The 22,036-nt window shown below is 70.8% G+C and carries 19 protein-coding genes; 1 reads left to right on the forward strand and 18 read right to left on the reverse strand.

What is annotated here, in order from left to right; all coding sequences use genetic code 11:
• Positions 1-133: 133 nt before the first annotated feature.
• From AB0O93_RS07720 to AB0O93_RS07740, 5 genes are all read right to left on the reverse strand, one after another.
• Positions 134-730: a dihydrofolate reductase family protein gene (locus AB0O93_RS07720; protein WP_363342119.1), complete on the reverse strand. Its 597-nt coding sequence runs from the start codon at positions 728-730 to the stop codon at positions 134-136.
• Between the two features lie 50 nt (positions 731-780).
• Positions 781-1,170: a hypothetical protein gene (locus tag AB0O93_RS07725; RefSeq protein WP_363342121.1), complete on the reverse strand. Its 390-nt coding sequence runs from the start codon at positions 1,168-1,170 to the stop codon at positions 781-783.
• Positions 1,167-2,081 carry a dihydrodipicolinate synthase family protein gene (locus tag AB0O93_RS07730; RefSeq protein WP_363342541.1) on the reverse strand — a complete coding sequence of 305 codons (915 nt, stop codon included), beginning with the start codon at positions 2,079-2,081 and terminating at the stop codon, positions 1,167-1,169. Before AB0O93_RS07730 ends, AB0O93_RS07725 begins: the two co-directional genes overlap by 4 nt.
• A 73-nt stretch (positions 2,082-2,154) precedes the next feature.
• Positions 2,155-2,862, reverse strand: coding sequence for a hypothetical protein (locus AB0O93_RS07735; protein ID WP_363342123.1), 708 nt, complete (start codon positions 2,860-2,862; stop codon positions 2,155-2,157).
• A 10-nt stretch (positions 2,863-2,872) separates the two neighbouring features.
• Positions 2,873-3,058 carry a hypothetical protein gene (locus AB0O93_RS07740; RefSeq protein WP_363342125.1) on the reverse strand — a complete coding sequence of 62 codons (186 nt, stop codon included), beginning with the start codon at positions 3,056-3,058 and terminating at the stop codon, positions 2,873-2,875.
• 142 nt (positions 3,059-3,200) lie between these two features.
• Here AB0O93_RS07740 and AB0O93_RS07745 point away from each other — a divergent pair, with 142 nt between their 5' ends.
• The gene (locus AB0O93_RS07745; RefSeq protein ID WP_363342127.1) at positions 3,201-3,665 is read left to right on the forward strand and encodes a nuclear transport factor 2 family protein; all 465 of its coding nucleotides are present in this window, start codon (positions 3,201-3,203) and stop codon (positions 3,663-3,665) included.
• Between the two features lie 46 nt (positions 3,666-3,711).
• Here AB0O93_RS07745 and AB0O93_RS07750 read toward each other — a convergent pair whose 3' ends face one another.
• The 13 genes from AB0O93_RS07750 to AB0O93_RS07810 form a co-directional block, all read right to left on the reverse strand.
• Positions 3,712-4,149, reverse strand: a complete 438-nt coding sequence (locus AB0O93_RS07750; RefSeq protein ID WP_363342129.1) for a hypothetical protein — start codon at positions 4,147-4,149, stop codon at positions 3,712-3,714.
• Between the two features lie 45 nt (positions 4,150-4,194).
• Positions 4,195-4,980: a hypothetical protein gene (locus tag AB0O93_RS07755; protein ID WP_363342131.1), complete on the reverse strand. Its 786-nt coding sequence runs from the start codon at positions 4,978-4,980 to the stop codon at positions 4,195-4,197.
• Positions 4,981-4,993: 13 nt separating this feature from the next.
• Positions 4,994-5,995 carry an endonuclease/exonuclease/phosphatase family protein gene (locus AB0O93_RS07760; protein WP_363342133.1) on the reverse strand — a complete coding sequence of 334 codons (1,002 nt, stop codon included), beginning with the start codon at positions 5,993-5,995 and terminating at the stop codon, positions 4,994-4,996.
• A gap of 128 nt (positions 5,996-6,123) precedes the next feature.
• A complete protein-coding gene (locus tag AB0O93_RS07765; protein WP_363342135.1) occupies positions 6,124-6,477 on the reverse strand; it encodes a cupin domain-containing protein in 354 nt (117 codons plus the stop codon).
• Positions 6,474-7,910 carry an FAD-dependent oxidoreductase gene (locus AB0O93_RS07770; protein ID WP_363342137.1) on the reverse strand — a complete coding sequence of 479 codons (1,437 nt, stop codon included), beginning with the start codon at positions 7,908-7,910 and terminating at the stop codon, positions 6,474-6,476. Before AB0O93_RS07770 ends, AB0O93_RS07765 begins: the two co-directional genes overlap by 4 nt.
• A gap of 130 nt (positions 7,911-8,040) precedes the next feature.
• A complete protein-coding gene (locus AB0O93_RS07775) occupies positions 8,041-9,696 on the reverse strand; it encodes an amidohydrolase (protein WP_363342139.1) in 1,656 nt (551 codons plus the stop codon).
• 53 nt (positions 9,697-9,749) lie between these two features.
• Positions 9,750-10,655 (reverse strand): ABC transporter permease, encoded by a 906-nt coding sequence (locus AB0O93_RS07780; protein WP_236967917.1) that lies wholly within the window; start codon positions 10,653-10,655, stop codon positions 9,750-9,752.
• On the reverse strand, positions 10,652-11,596 hold the full coding sequence (locus tag AB0O93_RS07785) for an ABC transporter permease (RefSeq protein ID WP_363342142.1): 945 nt from the start codon (positions 11,594-11,596) through the stop codon (positions 10,652-10,654). The genes AB0O93_RS07780 and AB0O93_RS07785 overlap by 4 nt, the downstream gene beginning before the upstream one ends.
• Positions 11,589-12,773 carry a spermidine/putrescine ABC transporter substrate-binding protein gene (locus tag AB0O93_RS07790; protein ID WP_363342144.1) on the reverse strand — a complete coding sequence of 395 codons (1,185 nt, stop codon included), beginning with the start codon at positions 12,771-12,773 and terminating at the stop codon, positions 11,589-11,591. The genes AB0O93_RS07785 and AB0O93_RS07790 overlap by 8 nt, the downstream gene beginning before the upstream one ends.
• A gap of 69 nt (positions 12,774-12,842) precedes the next feature.
• On the reverse strand, positions 12,843-14,012 hold the full coding sequence (locus AB0O93_RS07795; RefSeq protein ID WP_363342146.1) for an ABC transporter ATP-binding protein: 1,170 nt from the start codon (positions 14,010-14,012) through the stop codon (positions 12,843-12,845).
• 255 nt (positions 14,013-14,267) lie between these two features.
• Positions 14,268-15,089, reverse strand: a complete 822-nt coding sequence (locus AB0O93_RS07800; protein WP_363342148.1) for a DNA-formamidopyrimidine glycosylase family protein — start codon at positions 15,087-15,089, stop codon at positions 14,268-14,270.
• Positions 15,082-19,863 carry a DEAD/DEAH box helicase gene (locus AB0O93_RS07805; RefSeq protein WP_363342150.1) on the reverse strand — a complete coding sequence of 1,594 codons (4,782 nt, stop codon included), beginning with the start codon at positions 19,861-19,863 and terminating at the stop codon, positions 15,082-15,084. Before AB0O93_RS07805 ends, AB0O93_RS07800 begins: the two co-directional genes overlap by 8 nt.
• A gap of 474 nt (positions 19,864-20,337) precedes the next feature.
• Positions 20,338-22,029: an ABC-F family ATP-binding cassette domain-containing protein gene (locus tag AB0O93_RS07810; RefSeq protein ID WP_363342152.1), complete on the reverse strand. Its 1,692-nt coding sequence runs from the start codon at positions 22,027-22,029 to the stop codon at positions 20,338-20,340.
• Positions 22,030-22,036: the final 7 nt, after the last annotated feature.

Below are 22,036 nucleotides of genomic sequence, written 5' to 3' on the forward strand. Positions count from 1 at the left end.
AGCGCTCGCCGTGCACCGGGCGCGCGTGCGGAGGCGCAGCAGGCGAGCCTCGAGGGCCTGAGCGCCGGCGACCTTGATCGGCCCGGCACGCGGGCGGTCCCAGAACCCCGTCCGCGACGAAGCGGCGCGCTAGCTACCGGCGGACGTCGTACACGAGCTTCACCACGCCGTTCGAGTACGCCTCGGACTCGCGAAGGACCAGGGTGCGGCGGTCGACGCGTGCTCCCGCTCCGTCGGTCGCGGTGTCGCCGAAGATCGACTTCCCGCCCGGCAGGAGGTAGGGGAACATCAGCAGGTTGTAGCGGTCGATCAGGTCTTCTTCGCCGAGTCGGCGGGCGAGGTCGGCGCTGCCGTGCACGAAGATCGCGCCGCCCTCGGTGTCCTTGAGAGCCGCGACGTCGTCGAGCCCGCGGAGGATCGTGGTCTCGCCCCACCCGTCGACCAGATCGTCGTCGGCGAGGGTCGTCGACACGACGAACTTCGGCAGGTCGCGGTACGCGGCGTGATCCTCGGAATCCCGCCAGAACGGCGTGAACGCTTCGTAGCTGCGCCGACCGAACAGCAGCGCTGTGGTGTCGGCGAGTTCCTCCCCCTTGAGAGCGAAGGCGTCCTCGACGAACTCGGTGTCGAAGACCCATCCACCTCCGGGATGTCCCTCGACCGCGCCGCCGGGCGAATCGACGGAACCGTCGAGGGTGATGAAGCCGGTGTACACGAGTTCGCGTGCCATGCGTTCTTCTTCCTGTGTTCGCTGCTGATTGTCTACCCCATGCGAGGCGCTCAGACCGCGAGGTCCTCGATCGGGGGAAAGTCTGTGACGACGTCATCGCCGTGCGGAGCGAGCTCGAGGTAGCTGAGTCGGCCGTCGTCGATGAACAGCAGCAGCGAGGCGCCGGGGCCCTCGGCGGTCAGAACGATCCGCGCACCACCGCTCGGGGTCACCCCGTCGGCATCCTGAAGCTCGATCGAGGGACAGGTGCCGCACCCGCACCGTGCTCCGGCGCGGGTCGCGAAGATCTGCTCGCGCAGGCGACGCCGCGTGTCGTCTGGGATTGGCGGGTCGCCGGCGAACGGGACAGCGCGATCGACCATGAACGTCAGGACGTCGCGTTCGCGCTCCGTCAGGGCCCGCCCGGTGTCGTCGGGGCGCGGCGGCAGTGCCTTGCTCATCGGTCCGTGCCCGTGTCGGGCCCGCTGAGGCGGAGGTCGGCGATCACGGTCTGCAGACGCGCGCGTGCCGCGTCGTCCAGGCCGAGGATCGGCAGCGGAAGGCTTTGCGGGTGGACGAGACCGAGGTCCTCCGCGACCGCCGCGATGACCCGCAGACTGCCGTGTTGCGAGAAGGCGTCCCACAACGGCTGCAGCTCCGACGAAAGACGCCGAGCCCCCTCCGTGTCGCCCGAGAAGCCGGCACGAGCCAGCGCGACGGCGGATGCCGGGAGTGTGCCCGCGATGACCGAGTACCAGGCGTCGCACCCCGCGTTCAGTTCCGCGGCAGCATGGGCATCTCCTGAGACGCCGATCGTGACGTGAGCCGGGAGCAGGGCCCGGAGCCGATCGACCCTCGCCCGCGCCGCCCCCGCGTCGGCGGGAACGCCGGGGATCTTGAGCGACGCGATGCCCGGCAACGCGCCGATGGCAGCGTAGAGGTCGTCATCGAACGAGAAGCGGGTCGTGGTCGGATTGTCGTAGACGATCACCGGAACGTCGCTTCGCTCCGTGACGCTCTCGAACAGGTGGTAGACGTCATCGGGGGTCAGGGGCTGGTAGCTGACCGGGGCCAGCATCAGGCCTCGCGCTCCGGCATCCTGCGCATCCTCGGCGTGCTCGAGCACGTGACTGGTCCGGAGGGCGCTGATCCCCACGAACACCGGGGTGGTGCCCGCCGTCAGGACGGCCCGCCGCGCCACGAGGGCGCGTTCACTCCGCGAGAGATATGCGGCGGACCCCGTCGAGCCCAACGCGGTCACCGAGTCGACGCCGGCATCGACGAGGCGTTCGATCAGCCCGGCGAACGCGGACTCGTCGACCGTGTCGTCGACGAGGGGGGTGAGGGGGAAGGCGCTCAGCCCGGAGAAGATCGACATCCCGCCATCCTGCCTCGACGATCGTGCGGATACGAGAGGCGATGCACGGAAGATGGCCATCGCGCGCTCACCATCGATAGAGAACTCCAGAGCCTTCCTGTCGGTCCTCGTCTGGCGCCTTGACCGCCCATCCGTGCGTGCGGAGCACGTCAGCCGCCTCGTCTTGGAGATCGCGAACAGTCGATCGGAACTGCATTCGACGCCATTTGGCTCGCCCCGTCCGAACGGCCGTCTCCCATCCCGGCTTGTGATCGATGCCGAACTCGCGCACCAGGAACTCGAGCACGTCTTCCATGCAAGGGCGGAACCGCTCGCCTCCGACCGGGAAATGAAGCGATGACATGTCATGGGGCTTGCGGACTACATCTGCCCTTACCGCGTGAGCGCGGCCCAGGAGATGAGAGAGCGAGCCGCGATCGGCGTGCACGTGCCAGTGGGAGAGTGGGGCGGACTCGGACATGTGAGCGTCGAACTCTTGGCGAACGAGGGGAGTTCGGTCGAGCGTTGAATGAACTGCGACCTTCGACCGCCAGGCTTTCAGGTAGGTGCTGGAGCTATCGAGCCCGAGGTAGACCTGCACGCCCAGCGTTGCGAGTCGCTCTCCGTCGACGAAGAGCGGTACGCGTTGGTGCGCCGCCTCATCCCCCTCCGGCCTCACGACGTAACGCCCGCCGTGCGCAACCGAGATGAACTGAAAGGTTCCAGGCAGCACGCCCGCTACGGTGTCCTGCAGTTCCTGAGCGAAAGCGGCCGCGCGGGACCGCAGGTCGATCATGGTCGACCAGTCAGTCGTCGGCGCCGAGGAGAAACTCGATCTCCTCCAACTCTTCCTTCGCTTCCCACTCCTCAGCCGAAAGGCTCCGAGTGGCGCGCGCCGCCTCGAACTCCGACTCATTCAGGTCTATGTGTCGCAGAATTTCCGCGCGGCGAGCTAACAGAGTGTCTCGAGAGACGTCGATTACGGGTGCCATGGCATCCTCCTGTGCTCGATGGAATTCAGAGTAGACCACTGACCTCCGACATCACCTCGCCTGACCTCGTTTGGTGGACATCACGCCTCGACATGCGGAGGCTCTCACGCCCTCGCCTTCGCGGAGTGAGAAGGTGAGCGTCATGGGTGACATTAATCTGCGGGTGGACCGGCTCGAGAGCGAGTCATCGATCAGGCGACTCGTCGCCGAGTATTGCCACGGTGCCGACAAAAGGGACATCGATCGCTTCCTCTCTGTATGGACCCCGGATGCCGTCTGGCAGATGAGCGCTGATGTCAGCTTTCGTGGGAAGGACGCCATCGAGCGGGTGGTTCGCGCGCAGTGGCGCGCCTTCGCTCAATACGTGCACTGGACGACCAACGTGTCCCTTGTCGTCTCGGGCGACACTGCCGATGGTGAGTGCGATGTCGCCGTACTCGTGAGACTTCACAACGGGCGTTGGATACGCAGCGGAGGCACCTATCGGGATCGTTACCGGCGTCTCGACGGAACCTGGTTCATCGCCCACCGAGATGCCAGTATCGGTTTCGACATCGACCTTCCTGCGGAAGCGAGCGAGGTGCCAGAGCGGTTCGACTCTCTCTGACCTCGCACGGGTCGCGGTCAGGGTGCCGCTGTGTGCGACAACAGACCTATTCGTCGCGTGTGATCTGCGAGGGATCGGATTCCCGCGCGGCCATCTGTCGGCGACGTTCGATCGCCTGCACGATCGGATCCGTGACCTCGCGGAGATCTTTCGCTGCTCCGTTCTCGCCCGGGTACAGGCCAGCCTCGGCGAGCAGAGCGATCAGCGCCGCCCTCGCAGCGGGCCTATCGATGCCGTCGGGCAACGCGAACGCAAGCACGTCGAAGCCGCGCTGGTCATACAGTGGCACGGTCGATCTCACGCGTCCTACCCGGGGATCCTGGCTCTCGACATGCAAATATGCTCGCAGCTCCGGATCGAAGCCGGTGCCGCCCACGTATGCGATCACGCCCGTGTCGATGTCGATCCACACATACAGCCACGATCCGCTTGGCTGCACCAGACCTTCGCGGACGGTGACGACGCGCGGGGTGCTCAGGTTCATCCGCTCGCCCTCTTCGCCTCTCGCGACCCTTTTGTCAGACACGCCCTACTCCGCATCGTCCGAGCCGAGGAAGACGCCGATGCGGTCGCCGTCTTTGATGAACTGCAGCGCGGCGCCTGGGAACTGGGTGCGCAGCTCCAGGGGTGAGGTGCTGTCGACGCCCACCGAGATGGTTGCGGGGAAGCTTCCGACCCGGCACCCCGAATAGATCGGGCCCGCGGTGGAGAAGCCGTCCCGCACGGACTCCTCGTCGGGCGGAAGATCCGAGCTGAGCACGATCGTCAGACACTCTCCGCTCGTGGCGCCGTACATCCCCATCGTCGTCTCGAACAGCGTGAGACCGAAGAACCGGTACGCGTGCGAACTCGCGCCCGCGCCGAACCAGCCGGTTGGCACCCGCAGCGACGGGTCGGGTTCGAGTGTCGCGATCTGGCGCGCACCCTGAGACACCGCGACCGGCGCGATGCTCACCGCCCCGTTCGTCACCACCGCGGCGAGTGCGGCCACTGCGACGAGGGACGCGGCCCACGCGACCCACGCCAGCCGCGGGACCTCTCGAAACGAAAAGCCGCGGAAGAAGCCGGGCCGAGGCGGGTGATCTCGGGAACTCGCGGTAGGCGCGTCGGTCTCGCCGGGATCCTCGTCGGCCGTCTCGGGAGCGGATGCCGCGGCATCCGTCTCCGCAGGGCGAAGGTCCGGCTCCGGTCGCTCCGCCCATCCCTCGAGCTCGGCCAGCCGACGGAGCGCGATCGGGTCGTCGGCGATGTCCGGCGAGGGCCCGTAGGCGCGGAGGCGGAGGGCCTCCAGCTCGGCACGGACGGCAGGCTTCACGTTCCCGATCGTCTCACGGAGCGGGAGCGGACTGTCCAGTGCACAGGCCCCATTCGGCGATGACGGCGCGGTGGTCGCTGCCGGGGATGGCGACGGTGCTCCACTCCAGGGGTGTCGCGCCCCGGGCGAAGATGTGGTCGATCGCCGTGAACGCGGGGACCACCTTCTCCTCCGGCCAGGTGGGCCAGGGGATCGGTCCCGCCGCTTCGGCGCCGGACCGGAGGCCCGAGGCCAACCGGCGCAGCGCGGGGTGGGCGAACGAGGCGTTGAAGTCGCCGGCAACGAGGAGCGTGTCATCGGGGGTGTCGCGCACCCACGCGGCGATCTCGTCGAGCCCGTCGCGCCATGCGTTCGGCTGCCACACCGGGGGCGGCGGGTGGACGGCGGCGATGCGGACGTCGCCGACACCGGGCACCGCCGCGACGGCGCTGACCTGGTCGAACGCGCTCCCGGGGACGTCCTCCTCGTCGGACAGTGGATAGACCGACAGGATCACGCTTCCGCTCGCGCGCCCCGACGAGACCTCGCGCGTGCGATGGGGGAACGCGTCGGCGAGTCCGTGCTCGATGAGGACCGCATCGATCAACGGCTCGCTCACCTCGAGCAGCACGACCGCGATCGGCTCCGTGTCGCGGATGAGATCGGAGAGGGCCGCCGGGTCGGCATCCGCGAACTTCGCGTTGAACGACAGGATCGTCGCCGACGTGCGGACCTCGCAGCCCGCGCCCGCCCCCGCGTGCACGGGAGTGAGGGTAGGGATGGCGCTGATCACCGCGCCGAGCACGAAGGCCGCCGCTGCCGTCCACGATCGGAGCACCAGGGAGACGACGGCGAGGACGAAAAGGCCGACCGCTCCGACGGGAACGAGCGCCTGCGCGACGGGGATCGCGGCCACACCGCGGATCTCGAGGTGAGGGAGCACCGCGGCCGCGGCGGAGACCGTGATCGCGAACGTCGTCCAGGCCGCCTTGCGTGTCTTGCGCGGACGCGCCGGATCGGCCTTCGTGTTCTCCATCGCTCGAGCGTGTCACGCCGCTCTCGGTCCCGCGTCGGCAGAGAGGTGTACGTCGGAGAGGGGGCATCATCCTCGAGACGGATGCCGAGCGCTGCTCCTCGCGCTGCGCGCATCCGCGCCGTGGCGCCTCAGGGCGAGATGTAGACCTTGCGCAGTGTCTCGCGGACCGTCCAGGTGGTGCGCATCCCCGCGGACAGGCGCACGATGACACCCGGCGCGAGGGTGAGGGGCGCCGGCGCGTCCTCGCCGTCGAAGGTCAGGGTCGCGTCCCCGGCGAGCACGACGAAGACCTCGTCCGCCTCGACGTCGGTCGAGACGCCGGGGGTGTGCTCCCACACCCCGACGGTGCGATGCGAGGTCTCGTCGAGGTCGACGAAGCGCGTGGTCGGGGTGCCCGAGACGACGAGGTCGGGATCGAGCGGGACGAACGGGGCCGGCAGGGATGCGGCATCCGTCGCCTGTCCGGGAACGAGCCGCGTCACGAGTCGAATCCCAGTCCGAGCGCGTCGAGCGTCTTCAGCAGGATGTTTCGGCGTCCGCGATCGTGGTCGGCGCGATCGAGCGACCAGCGCGTCATGTTGATGCCGACGGCGGCGACCGGCTCGGGCGGGAACGGGAGCGGGCGCTTGCGGACCATCTCCAGCTCGGTGCGCTCGGTCGCCTGACCCTCCAGCAGGTCGAGCATGACGTCGCCGGCGAAGCGCGTCGCGGCCACGCCGAGACCGGTGAACCCGGCGGCGTAGGCGACGCGACCGCCGCGCGCGGTGCCGTAGAACGCGCTGAACTGCGTGGACGTGTCGATCGCTCCCGCCCACTTGTGGGTGAAGCGCAGGCCCTCCAGCTGCGGGAACGTCGTGAAGAAGTGGCTCGCCAGACGCTCGAAGGATGCCGGGCGGTCCTCGTAGCGCTGACGCACCTGCCGGCCGTAGTGGTAGACCGCGTCATAGCCGCCGAAGAGGATGCGGTTGTCGCGGCTCAGCCGGTAGTAGTGGAACTGGTTCGCCAGGTCGCTGAGGCCCTGGCGCGAGCTCCATCCGATCTCGGCGAGCTGCGCGTCGCTGAGCGGCTCGGTCATGAGCACGTAGTCGTACACGGGCACCGTCATCAGGCGGTTGCGGCGCAGCAGCGACGGGAAGACGTTCGTGGCGAGCACGACGCGCGGCGCGGTGATGCGACCGCGCAGGGTGACGACCTTGAGCCGGTCGCCGTCGTCGTCGAGGGCGTGGACGGGTGACTCCTCGAAGATCTCGACGCCGGCCTCCTCGGCCGCGCGGGCGAGGCCCGCCGCGAGCTTGCCCGGATGGACCATCGCCGTCGACCGCTTCTCCCAGACGGCCCCGAGATAGGTGGGTGAGTTCAGCTCGGCGCGGGTCTGCTCCTCGTCGAGGCGGACGACGCCCTCTTCGCCACGGGAAGCGGCATCCTCTGCCCATTCGTCGAGCCATTCGAGCTGGTGCGGTTCGATGGCGACGCCGAGCGAGCCGGTGCGCTCCCAGTCGGCGTCGATGTTCAGTCGCGCGATGTCGTCGCCCATGGCGTCGAGGTTCGCCAGCCCCATCTCGTCGAGTCGGTCGATCTCATCCGGCCACCGGGCCAGGCCGTTGTCGCGGCCGTGCGTGAGGCTCGCCTCGCAGAATCCGCCGTTCCGACCGGATGCCGCCCAGCCGACGCGCTTGCCCTCGAGGATCACGACGCGCGCGGACGGGTCGCGGCGCTTCGCGGCGAGCGCCGTCCAGAGTCCGGTGTACCCGGCGCCGATCACGACCAGGTCAGCCGTGGCCTCACCGGCGAACGACGCGCGCGGACGGGAGGCGGGGAGGTCGTCGAGCCAGAAGACGCTCTGCCGGGTTCCGGCGAGCGCGTGCGCGATGACGCGGGGAGCGGGCGGGGTTCGTTCGAAGACCGTGGTGCCCACGGGTATCACCCTTTCTCGGGTTCTCAGTGCTTCCATCCTGACCGCTCGGCGGCGGTCGCGCGCCGTCGTCCCGTCGCGATGATCGGTGCCCGGCGGACGGGTCGTCCGGGCATCACGGGTCGTCCGGGCATCACGCGTCGTCGGCGGCGTAGACCCGCTCGCCCTCGACGAAGGTCTGGAGCACGCGGGTCGTCCCGATGAGGTCGGCGGGTCCGGCGAACGGATCGCGGTCGAGCAGCGCGAGGTCGGCGAACTTGCCGACCTCGATCGTGCCGGTGTCGGCCTCGAGGTGGTTCACCCACGCCGACCCTGCGGTGTAGGCCGCGAGCGACGTCGCGAGGTCGATCGCCTGCTCGGGGAGGAACGCGTCGTACTCGCCCTCCTCGTGGCCGGGGGCGGCCTTGCGGTTCACCGCGGTGTGGATCGCGGCCATCGGGTCGGGGGAGGACACCGACCAGTCGCTTCCGGCGGCGAGGACGGCGCCGCTGCGCAGCAGGTCGCCGAACGGGTACTGCCACGCGCTCCGCGGCTCGCCGAGGAAGGGGAGGGTGAGGTCGACCATCTGCGGCTCGTACGTCGCCCACAGGGACTGCATGTTCGCCGCGACGCCGAGTTCGCGGAAGCGGGGGATGTCGTCGGGGTGGACCACCTGGATGTGCGCGATGTGGTGCCGGTTGTCGCGGCGTCCGTTCTGCTCCACGGCCCGGGCGACGGCATCCAGGCACTCGCGGACGGCGCGGTCGCCGATCGCGTGGAAGTGCACCTGGAACCCGTCGGCGTCGAGGATCGGCACGGCCCGGGACAGGATCTCCGGGTCGACGAACGAGATACCGGAGTTGTCCGTCGGATGCCCGTGCCCGTCGCCGTACGGCTCCAGCATCGACGCGGTGAAGTTCTCGGCGACGCCGTCCTGCATGATCTTGATGCTCGTCGCGGCGAAGCGGCCGCCGCGGTAGCGCTCGCGACGCTCCTGCAGGATCGGGATCTGCTCCAGCCCCGCCGCGCGGTCCCACCACAGGGCGCCGACCACCCGGGCGGTGAGCGTGCCCTCCGCCGCCGCGCGGAGATACGCCGGCGCCGGATCTCCGGCGTCGCCGTAGGGGCCGACGATCGCGTCCTGCCACGCGGTGATGCCGAACGAATGCAGGTACCGCTGTCCGACGAGGAGCGCCTCGGTCATCCGCTCCAGCGGCTCTTCCGGCAGCAGCCGGTTCACCAGCGCCATCGCGCCCTCGTGAAGGGTGCCGCTCGGGCTGCCGTCCGGGTTCCGCTCGATGCGCCCGTCGGCGGGGTCGGGGGTGTCGCGGTCGATGCCGGCGGCGCGGAGTGCGGCGGAGTTGACCCACGCGCCGTGCCCGTCGCGGTTCGGGAAGAACGCGGGGCGGGCACCGGTCACGGCATCCAGTGCCTCCGCCGTGGGTGTCCCGCCCGGGAACGCCGACATCTGCCAGCCGCCGCCGAGGATCCACTCGTCGTCCGGGTGCGCGGCGACGTAGCGGTCGATCGCCGCGAGATACGCCGGAGCATCGCCGTACTCGGCCAGGTCGCACCGCAGCATGTCCAGCCCGCCCCAGACGGGATGGACATGCGCGTCCTGGAACCCCGGGGCGAGGAGGCGACCACCGAGGTCGACCACCTCCGTCCGCGGACCGATGAGGTCGCGGACCTCGTCGCCCCCGACCGCGACGATCCGCCCGCCCGACACCGCGACGGCGTGCGCGCGCGAGCGCACCGTGTCAGCGGTGAAGACCGGTCCTCCGTGGAAGACGAGATCGGCGTGGTGCATCGGATTCCTCCGCGGATGTCGGTCGTCGGCGTGCGTGCGTGCGTGGGGCGGGCTCAGCCGCCGGTCATGGTCCTGGCGATCTGCGTCGCCGAGTCGCCGGCGCGACGCAGGACCAGCGCGACCACGGCGAGGGCGACGAGGGTCAGCAGCAGCATGATCGTCGACACCGCCGCGATCTCGGGACGCAGGCCCGAGCGCAGGGCGCTCAGGACGTACACCGGCCACGGCGTCGTGCCGGAAACTTGGACGAACGCGGCGATGATCGTGTTGTCGAGGCTCAGCGTGAACGCCAGGAGGAACCCGGCGAGGACGGCGGGCATCGCGAGCGGCAGCGTGACGCGGCGGAAGGTCGTGAACGGCGTCGCGTAGAGGTCGCCGGAGGCCTCTTCGAGGTTCGCGTCCTGGCCCACCAGGCGCGCGCGGACGATGTACGACACCACCGCGGTGGCGAACAGCGACGACCCCACCGACAGGCGCACGATGCCGTCGTTGAACATCGCGATCCCGGCATCCTGTCCGAGGAAGACGAACCACGGCAGCAGCGCGACCGCGTCGACGATCTCGGGGGTCACCGACACCAGGAGCAGCAGCGCGAGGAACCACCACACCCACTTGCCCGGATAGCGCGACATCGCGATGCCGGCGAGGGTGCCCAGCACCGTGGCGATGATCGCCGCGATGAAGGCGGTGACGATGGAGACGCGCACGGCGTTCTGGATCTGGGGCTTTTCGAAGATCGTGAGGAAGGCGTCGAACCCGAACCCGCCCCACGACACCAGGAGGCGGCCGGTGTTGAACGAGTAGATGACGATGACGATGATCGGCGCGAACAGGAAGAGCATCACGAGGATGCCCCAGACCCGCAGGGCGATGTCCGACCCGGTCATGCGGGTGCGGCTGCGGCGGCCGCGCGCTGTCGACTGCGCGCGGAGCATCGTCTCGGTGGTCGTCTGCGTCATGACCGCACCTCCTCAGGGACGGGCTGCGCCGGCGCCGCCGGAGAGGCCTGCTCGGGCGCAGCGCCGAGGACCAGGCGGTTGCGACTGCGGAACGGCATGCTCACGAGCCAGATGAGCGCTGCGGCGATGCCGATCGTGAGGGTGATCACGAGCATCAGCAACACGGCCATGGCCGACCCGAGCGCCCAGTTCTGCGCGGTCTGGAACTGGCTCGCCACGAGCTGGCCGACCATGTTGCCTCGCGCGCCGCCGAGGACGGTGGCGGTGATGTAGTCGCCCATGAGCGGGATGAACACCAGCAGCACCCCGGCGATGATGCCGGGCTGCGACAGCGGCAGCGTCACCCGGAGGAAGGTCATGACCTTGCCCGCCCCGAGATCCTTCGACGCTTCCCGAAGCGTGGGACCGACGCGGTCGAATGCGACGAACAGCGGCAGGATCATCAGCGGCAGGTAGTTGTAGACAACACCGATGAGCACGGCGGTGCGGGTGTACAGCAGGGCCAGCGGGCCGTCGATGATGCCGACGCTCTGCAGGATCTGCGACATCCAGCCCTCGGGGGCGAGGATCACCTGCCAGCCGATCGTGCGGACGAGGAAGTTGGTCCAGAACGGCACGAGCACCAGCGCGATCAACAGGCCCCGCCGCGCGGGGTTGACCTTGAACGCCATCCAGTACGCCACCGGCATCCCGATCGCGAAGCAGAGGATCGTGCCCAGGATGCCGACCCACAGGGTGTTGGTGAACGTCGCGAAGAAGGTGGGCGAGAGCGCTTCGACGTACCGGTCGAACGAGAGGATGTCGTTCGCGTGCGTGCCGAAGACGCCGGGCTTGTAGCCGAAGCTGAACCAGATCACCATCCCCACGGGGGCGACGAAGAACAGCAGCAGCCACGCCCACGCCGGGACGGCGAGCGCGGCGCCCGTCGAGCGATTACGCACCCGCGGCGGCCTTCACTTCGTTCCAGATCTCGACGCGCGTGGTCTGGGAGTCGTTCAGCACCTGCTCCCGCATCGTGTCGAGCTGCTCGGGGGTGAAGAAGATGATGTCGGTGTACTCGAGTCCGGCGTCGATCGCCTCGGTCTCCATGTCCTTGCCGCCCACGTGGTACCCGATGTAGTCGAGGTTCAGGAAGAGGTTCTCGGGGGTCATCGAGAAGTTGATGAAGGCGTGCGCCGCTTCGGGGTTGGGAGCCCCCTCGGCGATCGCCCAGTTGTCCATCCACAGCTCGGTGAGCGGGCCGGGCAGGACCCACTGCCAGCGCTCGGGGTCGGGCGATTCGAGGATGCCGAGGCGCGAGTCGCCGTTCCACCCCTGGGCGAGGACCTGGGTTCCCTGCGGGATCGCGTTGGTCCCCGGGTAGGAGTCGAACGCCGAGATGTGCGGTGCGATCTCGTTCACCAGGAACTGGCGGCAGGCCTCGAGCTCGTCGGGATCCTCGGTGTTCCAGTCCATGTCGTTGGCCCAGAAGTAGGAGCCGATGATCGCGGCGGGGTCATCCGACATCGAGGTGCGTCCGCTCGCCTCGTTCTGCGCCGCGTCGAAGAAGTCCGCCCACGTGGTGAGCTCGCGCGTGATGACGGTCTTGTCGTAGGTGTAGCCGGTGGTGCCCCACGCCTTGCAGATCGTGTACTCGTTGTTCGGATCCCACGCGCGGCCGAGGTAGGCCGGGTCCATGTTGGAGATGTTCGGGAGGAGGTCCTTGTTCAGTGGGGTGAGGAGACCGTTCTCGATCATCTGCGGGACGAAGACGCCGGTCGGAACGACGATGTCGTACCCGGACGTGCCGCGGGCGGCGATCAGCTTCGCGATGAGCTCCTCGTTGGAGGAGTACGAGTCGAGGGTCACGCGCGGACCGAGGTCGGCGGTGAAGGAGGAGACCACGTCGGGGGAGTCGTAGTCGCCCCACGTGTACACCGACAGGTTGCTCTCCAGAGCACCGCCCGTGGCCTGCGGGGCGGGCGAGCTTCCGCCGCCGGGCGCGCAAGCGGCGAGGAAGGCGGCGCTGCCGGTGAGGGCGGCGATGCTCAGGAACCGACGGCGGGACACCTCGCGCATGATGATGGGCGCTGCGGCCTCCGGGGCGAGGATGCGGATGGGGGTGCGAGAGGCGGGCATCGGGTCTCCAGTCGTGTCGCGTGTCGGGTGTCGCGTAGCGGGTGTCGGGTGGGTGCGGTCGGGCTCAGGTCAGCGGGAGGTCGGCGGGGCGACGTAGCCGCCCTGCGTGGCGGCGTCGTCGGCAGGGAAGAGGAGGACGTGGTGAGGGGCCCACGTGCAGACCACGGGATCGCCGACGCGGAGGGACGGGGCGTCCGGGGTGGGACGGCGGACGAGCATGCTCTGATCGCCGCCGAGCTCGACGAGGTACTGCATCGTGTCGCCGAGGTGCGAGACCCCGATGAGCGAGCCGCGGGCGACATTGGTGTCGGCGACGGGGGTTCCGGCATCCTTCTCGATCCGGATGTACTCCGGACGCACGGCCGCCTCGCCCTGCGCGACGCCCGCGAGAGTCGCATGGGGCGACTGGACGGTGGCGTGCGGGCTCGAGACCGCGGCACCGTCGGCGGTGACCGGGCCGTGGAAGAAGTTCTGCTGCCCGACGAACGCCGCGACGTAGGCCGAGGCAGGCCGTGCGTAGACGGTGTCGGCGTCGGCGAGCTGCTCGATGCGGCCGGCGCGCATGATCGCGATGCGGTCGCTCATCGACAGCGCCTCGCCCTGGTCGTGCGTGACGAAGACGAACGTGATCCCGAGGCGCGCCTGCAGGAGCTTCAGCTCGAGCTGCATCTCTTCGCGCAACTGGCGGTCGAGCGCGCCGAGCGGCTCGTCGAGGAGGAGGACGGCGGGACGGTTCACCAGAGCGCGCGCGAGCGCGACGCGCTGCTGCTGTCCGCCGGAGAGCTGCGTGGGCTTCCGGTCGGCGAAGCGGCGCATCTGCACCAGGTCCAGGGACTGCGACACGCGCTCGCGGATCTGGTCCTTCGGGGTGCGACGCTGCTGCAGTCCGTACGCCACGTTCTCCGCCACGCTCAGGTGCGGGAAGAGCGCGTACGCCTGGAACACGGTGTTCACGTCGCGGCGGTACGGCGGGGTGTTCAGCACCGACGTCCCGGAGATGAGGATGTCGCCCTCGTCCGGGTGCTCGAACCCGGCGATCATCCGCAGGGTCGTCGTCTTGCCGCAGCCGGACGGACCGAGGAGCGAGATGAACTCGCCGGGCTGGATCGCCAGGGACAGATCGTCGACGGCGACCTGGTCGCCGTAGCGCTTGGTGATTCCGTCCAGCCACACCCGACCGCGTTCATCGTCGGCCGAACGGGTGGGCGGAGCGTGGTCTGCGTCGGTCGCCGTCGTCACCTGGGGGACTCCTCCTGCTGACGGTCCGCGCGCCGGTGCGCGGACGGGTGGGTGTGTGGGGTATTCAATAGGGCGCGCTGTCGTGGTCGCAATGGAGGGGTCCGCGAACCGGACGAAACGCGGGTCCCGGATGGGCTGTCTGACAGATCGTCCGGGGTTATGTAACGGGGAGGAAACCGCGCGGTTTCGCCGTGTGCACCGCCCGAGGCGGCTGTGCGTCGGGAAGGGCCTGACAGATCGTCGGCCCCGTCGGCCTCAGGATGCGGGGAGGGTCGCGGCGACGTCGGGGGCGGGCTGGCACCGCGGGCACCAGAAGACGATCCGCTCGCGGGTGGGGTCGGCGCCGAGGGTCCCGCCCTCGATCAGCGTCCCGCACCGGCGGCAGGGGCGCCCCTCGCGCCGGTACACCCAGGTGGACCGGCCGGGACGCGAGTCTCCGGTGAAGGTGCGCCCCGAGCGGTCACGGTTCGCGCGGATCATGCGCGTACCGAGGTCGATGGCGGCGGCCACGTCGACCTGCGCGGTGGGGGTGAAGGGGTGGACGCCGCGGACGAAGAGGATCTCGTTGGCGTACTCGTTGCCGAATCCCGCGACGGAGCGTTGATCCAGCAGCGCCACGTGGATCTCGCGCGGATCGGCCGACACCCGGCGGGTCGCCTCGACCGGATCCCAGTCGGCCGCGAGCGGATCGGGACCGAGATGCCCGACGAGAGAATCCTCCTCTCGCGTCGGGACGACGGCGATGTCAGCGAGGTCGAAGCCGACCGTCTCCCACTCCTGACCGTCCGGAGCCCGCCCGCCGATCACGGCCCGGGCCTTGAAGCCCGCCGCCCGCCACCGCTCCCCTCGGCGGTAGACATGCCACTCGCCCTCCATTTTCAGGTGCGAGTGGACGGTGGTCTCCCCGATCCGATGCAGCAGGTGCTTCCCCCGCGGCACCACCCCGTGCACGCGCTGGCCGGTGAGGTCGACCGTGGCGACCTGCGGCACGCGCAGCTCGAAACGTGTCACCTCCGCGCCCGCCAGCGCGGCATCCAGTCGATGAGCCGCCCGGAAGACGGTGTCGCCCTCAGGCACGCGCGCGGTCTTCCGGTGGCGCGTCGGCCGTGGAACGTGCGCGGCGATCGGCCTCGCCGGGAGTGAGACGGCGCAGCGTCAGACCGCGGGGGGACTCGACGAATCCGGCCTCGCGCAGCGCACGGCCCCATTCGGAACCGTGGACGAAAGTGCCGTTGACCTGCTCGATCGTCAAGGTGTCGAGGCGGCGCGTGCGGGCGGTGGTGGCGAGGTCGGCGGCCGCGGCCGTGAGGAGCGCGGGGTCGTCGGCGAAGGCCAGAGCGGTCTTGCCACCGCGCTCGAGATAGAGCACGAGGGCGCCGTCGACGAGGACCACCAGCGCGCCCGCCTTCCGGCCCGGCCGGTGGGAGATGCCCTCCAACGCCGGCCACGACAGCGCCGCGCCGTACGGGTTCGCGGGGTCGGTTGCGGCGAGGGTCACCGCGCGGCGCGGAGGCGGATCGGCGAGGCCGGCGAACTGGCGCAGACGGTCGACGGTCGTCGACGCGGCGAACTGGGCGGCGCCGAGCTTCTCGACCACATAGCCGCGGCGGCAGTGGCCCGCCTCCTCGAATCCGGCGAGCACGCGGTACACCTGTGCGAAACCGCCGGGGACGCCCTCGGCCTGCACGGAGCCCCGGGTCACGACGCCGTAGCGGTCGAGCAGCAGGCTCGCCGTGGCGGTCGCGCGCACCGCGGCATCCGTCTCGGGCTCGGGCAGCCGCGACCAGCGCCCGCCCGTGGGCGGGGTGCGGGCCGGCGTCGGTGTGCGCGTGGCTCCGACCGACGCGCCGCGGTACATGCGGGCACGCGGTGCGCGACGGGCGACCCGGTGCGCCTGACCGCCGCCGGAGACGAGGGCGCGGACGGGGGCGAACGTGTCGTTCGTCACGAGCCCGGCCCACGCGAGGCGCCACAGCGCCTCGACGACCTGCATCTCGTTGTCCGCTCCCGCGAGAGTGCGCAACTGGGCGGCGAAGTAGGCGCCGCCGCCGTCGAGCGCCTCCAGGAGTCGGGCGTCGAGCGAGTCCGGCGCCGGGGCATCGGCATCCGGATCCCGTGTGACCGTGATCGGAGCGGCATCGGCGGGGTGGAGCGCGATCCAGCCGTCGCGACCCGCCAGGCTGCCGTGACCGGACCACACGACCTCTCCCGTCGCCGTGAGCTCGTCGAGCATGCCGGGGGTGTAGTCCTTCACCCGCGCGGGGAGCACGAGCGACTCCCACGCGCTCGCCGGGATCGGTACGCCGGCGAGCTGCTCGACGACCGCGAGGACGCCGTCGACACCCTCGAGCGGGCGCGCGACGTGCTGCCAGACGGGGAGGAACCGTCCGAACGCCTGCTGCGACACCGGCTCGACACTGCCGCGGATCGCCGCGAGCGAGCGCATCCGGAGTCGTCGGAGCACCTCGGCGTCGCACCACTCCACCTCGTCGGCGTTCGCGGCGCGACCGGCGCCGGCGGTGCGGGCGGCGTCGGGGAGGAAGTAGCCGCTCGAGACGCGGCCGGCCGACTCGAGACGTTGCAGCGTCAGTCGCGCGACGGCGACGCCGATCCCGAGGCGCTCGGCGACATCCTGCGCCGTGAACGGCCCGTGGGTGCGGGCGTGGCGCGCGACCAGATCGCCGAGCGGGTCGGGGAACGGTTCGAGGAACGCGTTCGGGATGCCGACGGGGAGGGCGACCCCGATCGCGTCGCGGAGGCGCCCGGCGTCCTCGATCACCGCGACGCGGGACGCGCCGGCGATGCCGACGGGGATCGCGCGACGGGCGGCGATCAGCTCGTCGAGGAGCGTTTGGGCCTCCGCCTCGGTCGCGAGGTCGGCGCCCTCGGCGGGCTCCAGCCGGAGGGCGACCTCGGCGGCATCCATCGGTCCGAGGATGCGGAGCAGATCGGCGACGCCCTCGAGACCGCGGGCGCGGCGGTCGGGCGCCAGGCGCTGCGCCTCGCGCTCGAACTGCACGATCACCTCGGGATCGAGCAGCTCCCGCATCTCGATCGTGCCGAGGAGCTCGCCGAGGAGCGCCGGATCGACCGAGAGCGCGGCGGCGCGGCGCTCGGCCAGCGGCGAGTCGCCCTCGTACATGAACGCGCCGACATATCCGAAGAGCAGGTCGCGGGCGAAGGGCGACGGCTGCGGCGGCTCGGTCTCGACGAGGCGGATGCGGCGGTCGCCGATGCTTCGGGCGAGGCGGAGGAGCGACGGGACGTCGTACACGTCCTGCAGGACCTCGCGGAGGGTCTCGAGGATGATCGGGAACGACGGATGCCGACGCGCGACCTCGAGCAGCTGCGCCGAGCGCTGGCGCTGCTGCCAGAGCGGGGTGCGTTTGCCGGGATTCCGTCGCGGCATCAGCAGCGCCCGCGCGGCGCACTCACGGAAGCGGGCCGCGAAGAGGGCGGAGCCGCCGACCTCGGCCGTGACGATCTGCTCCAGCTCGTCGGGGTCGAAGACGAAGAGTTCGGCACCGGGAGGTTCGGCCTCGGCATCCGGGATCCGGGCGATGATGCCGTCGTCGCTCGCCACCGCCGAGCCCTCGACGCCGAGACGCTCCCGGATGCGGGCGTTCACGGCGAGAGCCCACGGGGCGTGCACCTGCATGCCGTACGGGGAATGCAGGATCACCCGCCAGTCGCCGACCTCGTCGCGCCCGCGCTCGACCGTCAGCTGACGATCGGTGGGCAACGTGCCCGTGGCCTCGCGCTGCTCGTCGAGGTAGGCCAGGAGATTCGCGCGGGCGTAGTCGTCGAGACCGGCCTCGATGAGGCGCTCGTGCGCCTTCTCGGGTCCCGCGGCGGACACCTCGCGCGCGAACTTCCCGAGCGCTTCGCCGAGCTCGGCGGGGCGGCCGATGCCGTCGCCGTGCCAGAACGGGACCTTGCCGGGCTGCCCGAAGGCGGGGAGGACGTTGACGCGATCGTGAGTGATCTCTACGATCCGCCAGCTGGTCGTGCCGAGGGTGAACACGTCGTTGACGCGCGACTCGTAGACCATCTCCTCGTCGAGCTCGCCGACGCGGGCGTTCTGCGATTCGCCCGCGATGAAGACGCCGAACAGGCCCCGGTCGGGGATGGTCCCACCGCTCGTCACGGCGAGGCGCTGCGCGCCCGGACGCGCGGTGAGGGTGCCGTGATCGCGGTCCCACACCAGGCGCGGACGGAGTTCGGCGAACTCGTCCGAGGGGAACCGGCCGGCGAGCAGATCGAGGGTCGCCTCATAGGCCGAGCGGGGGAGGGCGCGGAACGGGGCGCTGCGCTTGAGCGTCTCGAACCAGGTCTCGACCTCGAGCGGCGCCAGCGCGCACGCCGCCACCGTCTGCTGGGCGAGGATGTCGAGCGGGTTCTGCGGGACGGCGATCGCCTCGATCTTCCCCGCCAGCATCCGCTCGGTCACGATCGCGGTGTGCAGCACGTCGCTGCGGTGCTTGGGGAAGAGGGCGGCGCGGCTGACCTCGCCCACCTGGTGGCCGGCGCGGCCGATCCGCTGGAGCCCGGATGCCGCGCTCGGCGGCGCCTCGACCTGGATGACGAGGTCGACCGCGCCCATGTCGATGCCGAGCTCGAGGCTCGAGGTTGCGACCACGCAACGGAGCACGCCGGACTTCAGCTCGTCCTCGACGATCGCCCGCTGCTCCTTCGACACCGAGCCGTGATGCGCTTTGGCGAGGACGGGGTCGGCCCCTGCGGTGGCGCCGGCCTGCGCCATCATCTGCGCAGGGACGGTCGGATCGGGGAGGTCGAGGCCCAGCCGATCGGCGTAGATCTCGTTGAGGCGCCCGGTGAGCCGCTCGGCGAGACGGCGGGAATTGCAGAACACGATCGTCGACCGCTGCTGGAGGATGCGATCCACGATCGCCTCTTCCACGTGTGGCCACACAGAGCCGGTGATCTCCGTGGTCGGGGCGCTCGTCGAGCCGTCACCGAACCAGTCCTCGTCGATGGGCGCGGCATCCGTGTCGGCGGTCTTCGAGGGCGGCGGCGGGGTGGGCGGGGTCGAGCCGGGGGCGGGAGGCGGGTTCAGCATGTCGTCGACGGGGACGACGACCTTCATCTCGAACGCCTTCGACGCGGGAGGGGCGACGATCTCGACCGGCGCGGCACCGCCGAGGAAGCGCGCGACCTCGTCGATCGGACGCACCGTCGCCGACAGCCCGATCCGCTGCGCCGGGGCGTCGAGCAGGGCGTCGAGGCGCTCGAGACTCACCGCGAGGTGCGCGCCGCGCTTGGTGGCGGCCACCGCGTGGACCTCGTCGACGATGACCGTGTGGACCCCGCGCAGGGTCTCGCCGGCGGCGCTGGTGAGCATGAGGTACAGCGACTCGGGGGTGGTGATGAGGATGTCGGGCGGATCCTGCACGAGCGACCGCCGCTCGGACGCCGGGGTGTCGCCCGAGCGCACCCCCACCCGCACCGGGGGGACCGCGATGCCGTGGCGCCGTGCGGACTGCTCGATGCCGACGAGCGGGGAGCGGAGGTTGCGCTCGACGTCGACGCCGAGGGCTTTCAGCGGCGAGATGTAGAGGACGCGGGTGGCGGGGGTGTCGTCCGGCCGTGGGCGCTTCTTGCGGCCGGTGGCCTCTTCGGGCGCCGGGATCGGCTTCTCTCGGAACACCCGGTCGATCGCCCAGAGGAACGCCGAGAGGGTCTTCCCCGACCCGGTCGGGGCGACCACCAGCGCGTGGCGTCCGGCAGAGATCGCTTCCCACGCGCCCGCCTGCGCCGTCGTCGGGGCCGCGAAGGCGCCACGGAACCAGTCCTGCGTAGAAGGACCGAACCGCTCGAGCACGTCGCTCATCCCCCCATCTTCGCCCTCCCCGCCGACATCCGGGCGGGGTTGCGCGCCCCGCCCCGGCCCCAACTCCTCCGATCCGGCCGGTGTGGCCCGGTTTCGGGGCCTGGGGGCGGGTTCCGGCGCGTTTCTGAGGAGTCAGGCCCGCCCCGGCGGGGTCACCGGGCCCTTCCGGCGGTGTGGCCTGTCCCGGCGCCCTGGTGACCCGACCGTTCACAACTCCTCTGATCCGGGCCCCGCTGGGCCGGTTCCGCATCCCCAGAAGGTATCCGGGCGCCTGTTTGAGGAGTTCGGTCCGCCCCGGCGGGTGACCAGGCCAGCCCAGCGGGTGTCTGCCCGGGTTGCGGGTCGGGTCGCACCCAACTCCTCCGATCCGGTCGGTCCAGGCCGGTTTCGGGTCCCCAGGCCCGATTCCGGCTCGTATCTGAGGAGTTAGGCCCGCCCCGCCGGGGTGACCGGGCCCCGCCCCCGGCGGCGAGGTCATCGCTCGCGCAGCGACCCGTCCGGACCGAGAGTCAGGGTGAGGTCGGGAGCCAGCCGGGCGAGGAACCCCTCGTCGTGGCTCACGACGAGCATCGCGCCGCGGTACGCGGCGAGCGCGTCGACGAGCTGGTCGAGGGTGTCGAGGTCGAGGTTGTTCGTCGGCTCGTCGAGCACCAGCAGCTGCGGCGGCGGATCGGCCAGGAGGAGTCGGGCGAGGGCGACGCGGAAGCGCTCGCCGCCCGACAGCGCCGAGGCCGGGCGCTCGACCATCGCGCCCCGCAGCAGGAACCGCGCGAGCCTGTTGCGCATCTCGACGTCACCGACGCCGGGCGCGGCGGCTCTGACGTTCGCGAGCACGGACGCCGCCTCGTCCAGCCCGTCGAGGCGCTGGGGGAGGTATCCGACCCGGTCGGTGTGCGCGACAGCCCGTGCCGAACTCCTCCGATCCGACCCGCCCAGCCCGGTTTCGGGGCCTCCGGGCGGGTTTCGGTGCGTTTCTGAGGAGTTCGGCACGGCGGCCGAGGCGACCAGCCCCTCGAGCAGCGTCGTCTTCCCGACGCCGTTGGGCCCCACGAGCGCGACGCGCTCGGGCCCCTGAACCACCCATTCGCGATCGCCGTCGCCGAGGGTCGCGATGCGTCGGCCCGTGGGCACCGCGGGGTCGGGCAGGTCGATGCGCACCGATGAGTCGTCGCGCACGCGTCGCTCGGCGGAGGCGAGCGCCTCGCGCGCGGCATCCTCCCGCGCGGATTTCTCGACGCGGAGCTTCCCCGCCGACACCTGCGCCGCGCGCATCTTCCCGCCGGCGACGATCGGGGGCACGCGCGCGTTCCGCTGCGCCTTCTTCCCCATCGCCGCGCGCCGGGCGAGGGTCGTCTCGGCCTGGATCCGATCGCGCTTCTCCCTCCGCACCGCCTGGGCCGCCGTGCGCTCGGCCTGCCGGGCGGCATCCTGTTCGGCGTCCAGCCACTCCCGCCAGGCCGAGTAGGGCCCGCCGAACACCGAGAGCGTTCCGTCGTGGAGCTCGGCGGTGTCGTCCATGAGGTCGAGCAGTGTCGTGTCGTGGCTCACGACGATCAGCGTCCCCCGCCACCCCCGCACGAGGGCGTACAGCCGCTCCCGTGCCTCCCCGTCGAGGTTGTTCGTCGGCTCGTCGAGCAGCGTGATCCCCGCGCGACGAAGACGGATGCCGGCGACCGCCGCGACGATCGCTTCGCCTCCGGAGAGGGAACCCACGGTCCGATCGAGCATGGCGGGCGACAGGCCGGCCTCGGCCAGCGCCACCCCGGCGCGGGCCTCGATGTCCCAGTCGTCGCCCACGGCGTCGAAGTGGCGCGGATCGACGTCGCCGGATTCGATCGCCCGCAGCGCACGGAGCGCCGGCCCGACGCCGAGGAGGTCGGCGACCGGCCGGTCGACATCGAGCGTCAGGCGCTGCGGGAGGAACGCGGGATCCGCCGTCCGGTGGATGACGCCGCCGTCGGGCACGAGATCTCCGGCGATGAGGCGCAAGAGCGTGGTCTTGCCGGCGCCGTTGCGGCCGACGACGCCGGTGCGTGCGGCGCCGAACGCCCCCGAGACGGCGTCGACGGCTCGCGATCCGTCAGGCCACGAGAAGCTCACGCGGTCCAGCACGACGGCCGGTGCGGCCACGCCCGCGGAAGAAGGAACAGGAGAGGCAGATGACATGGGGTCT

It is taken from the genome of Microbacterium sp. NPDC077184 (assembly GCF_040687055.1).
Taxonomy (GTDB): domain Bacteria; phylum Actinomycetota; class Actinomycetes; order Actinomycetales; family Microbacteriaceae; genus Microbacterium.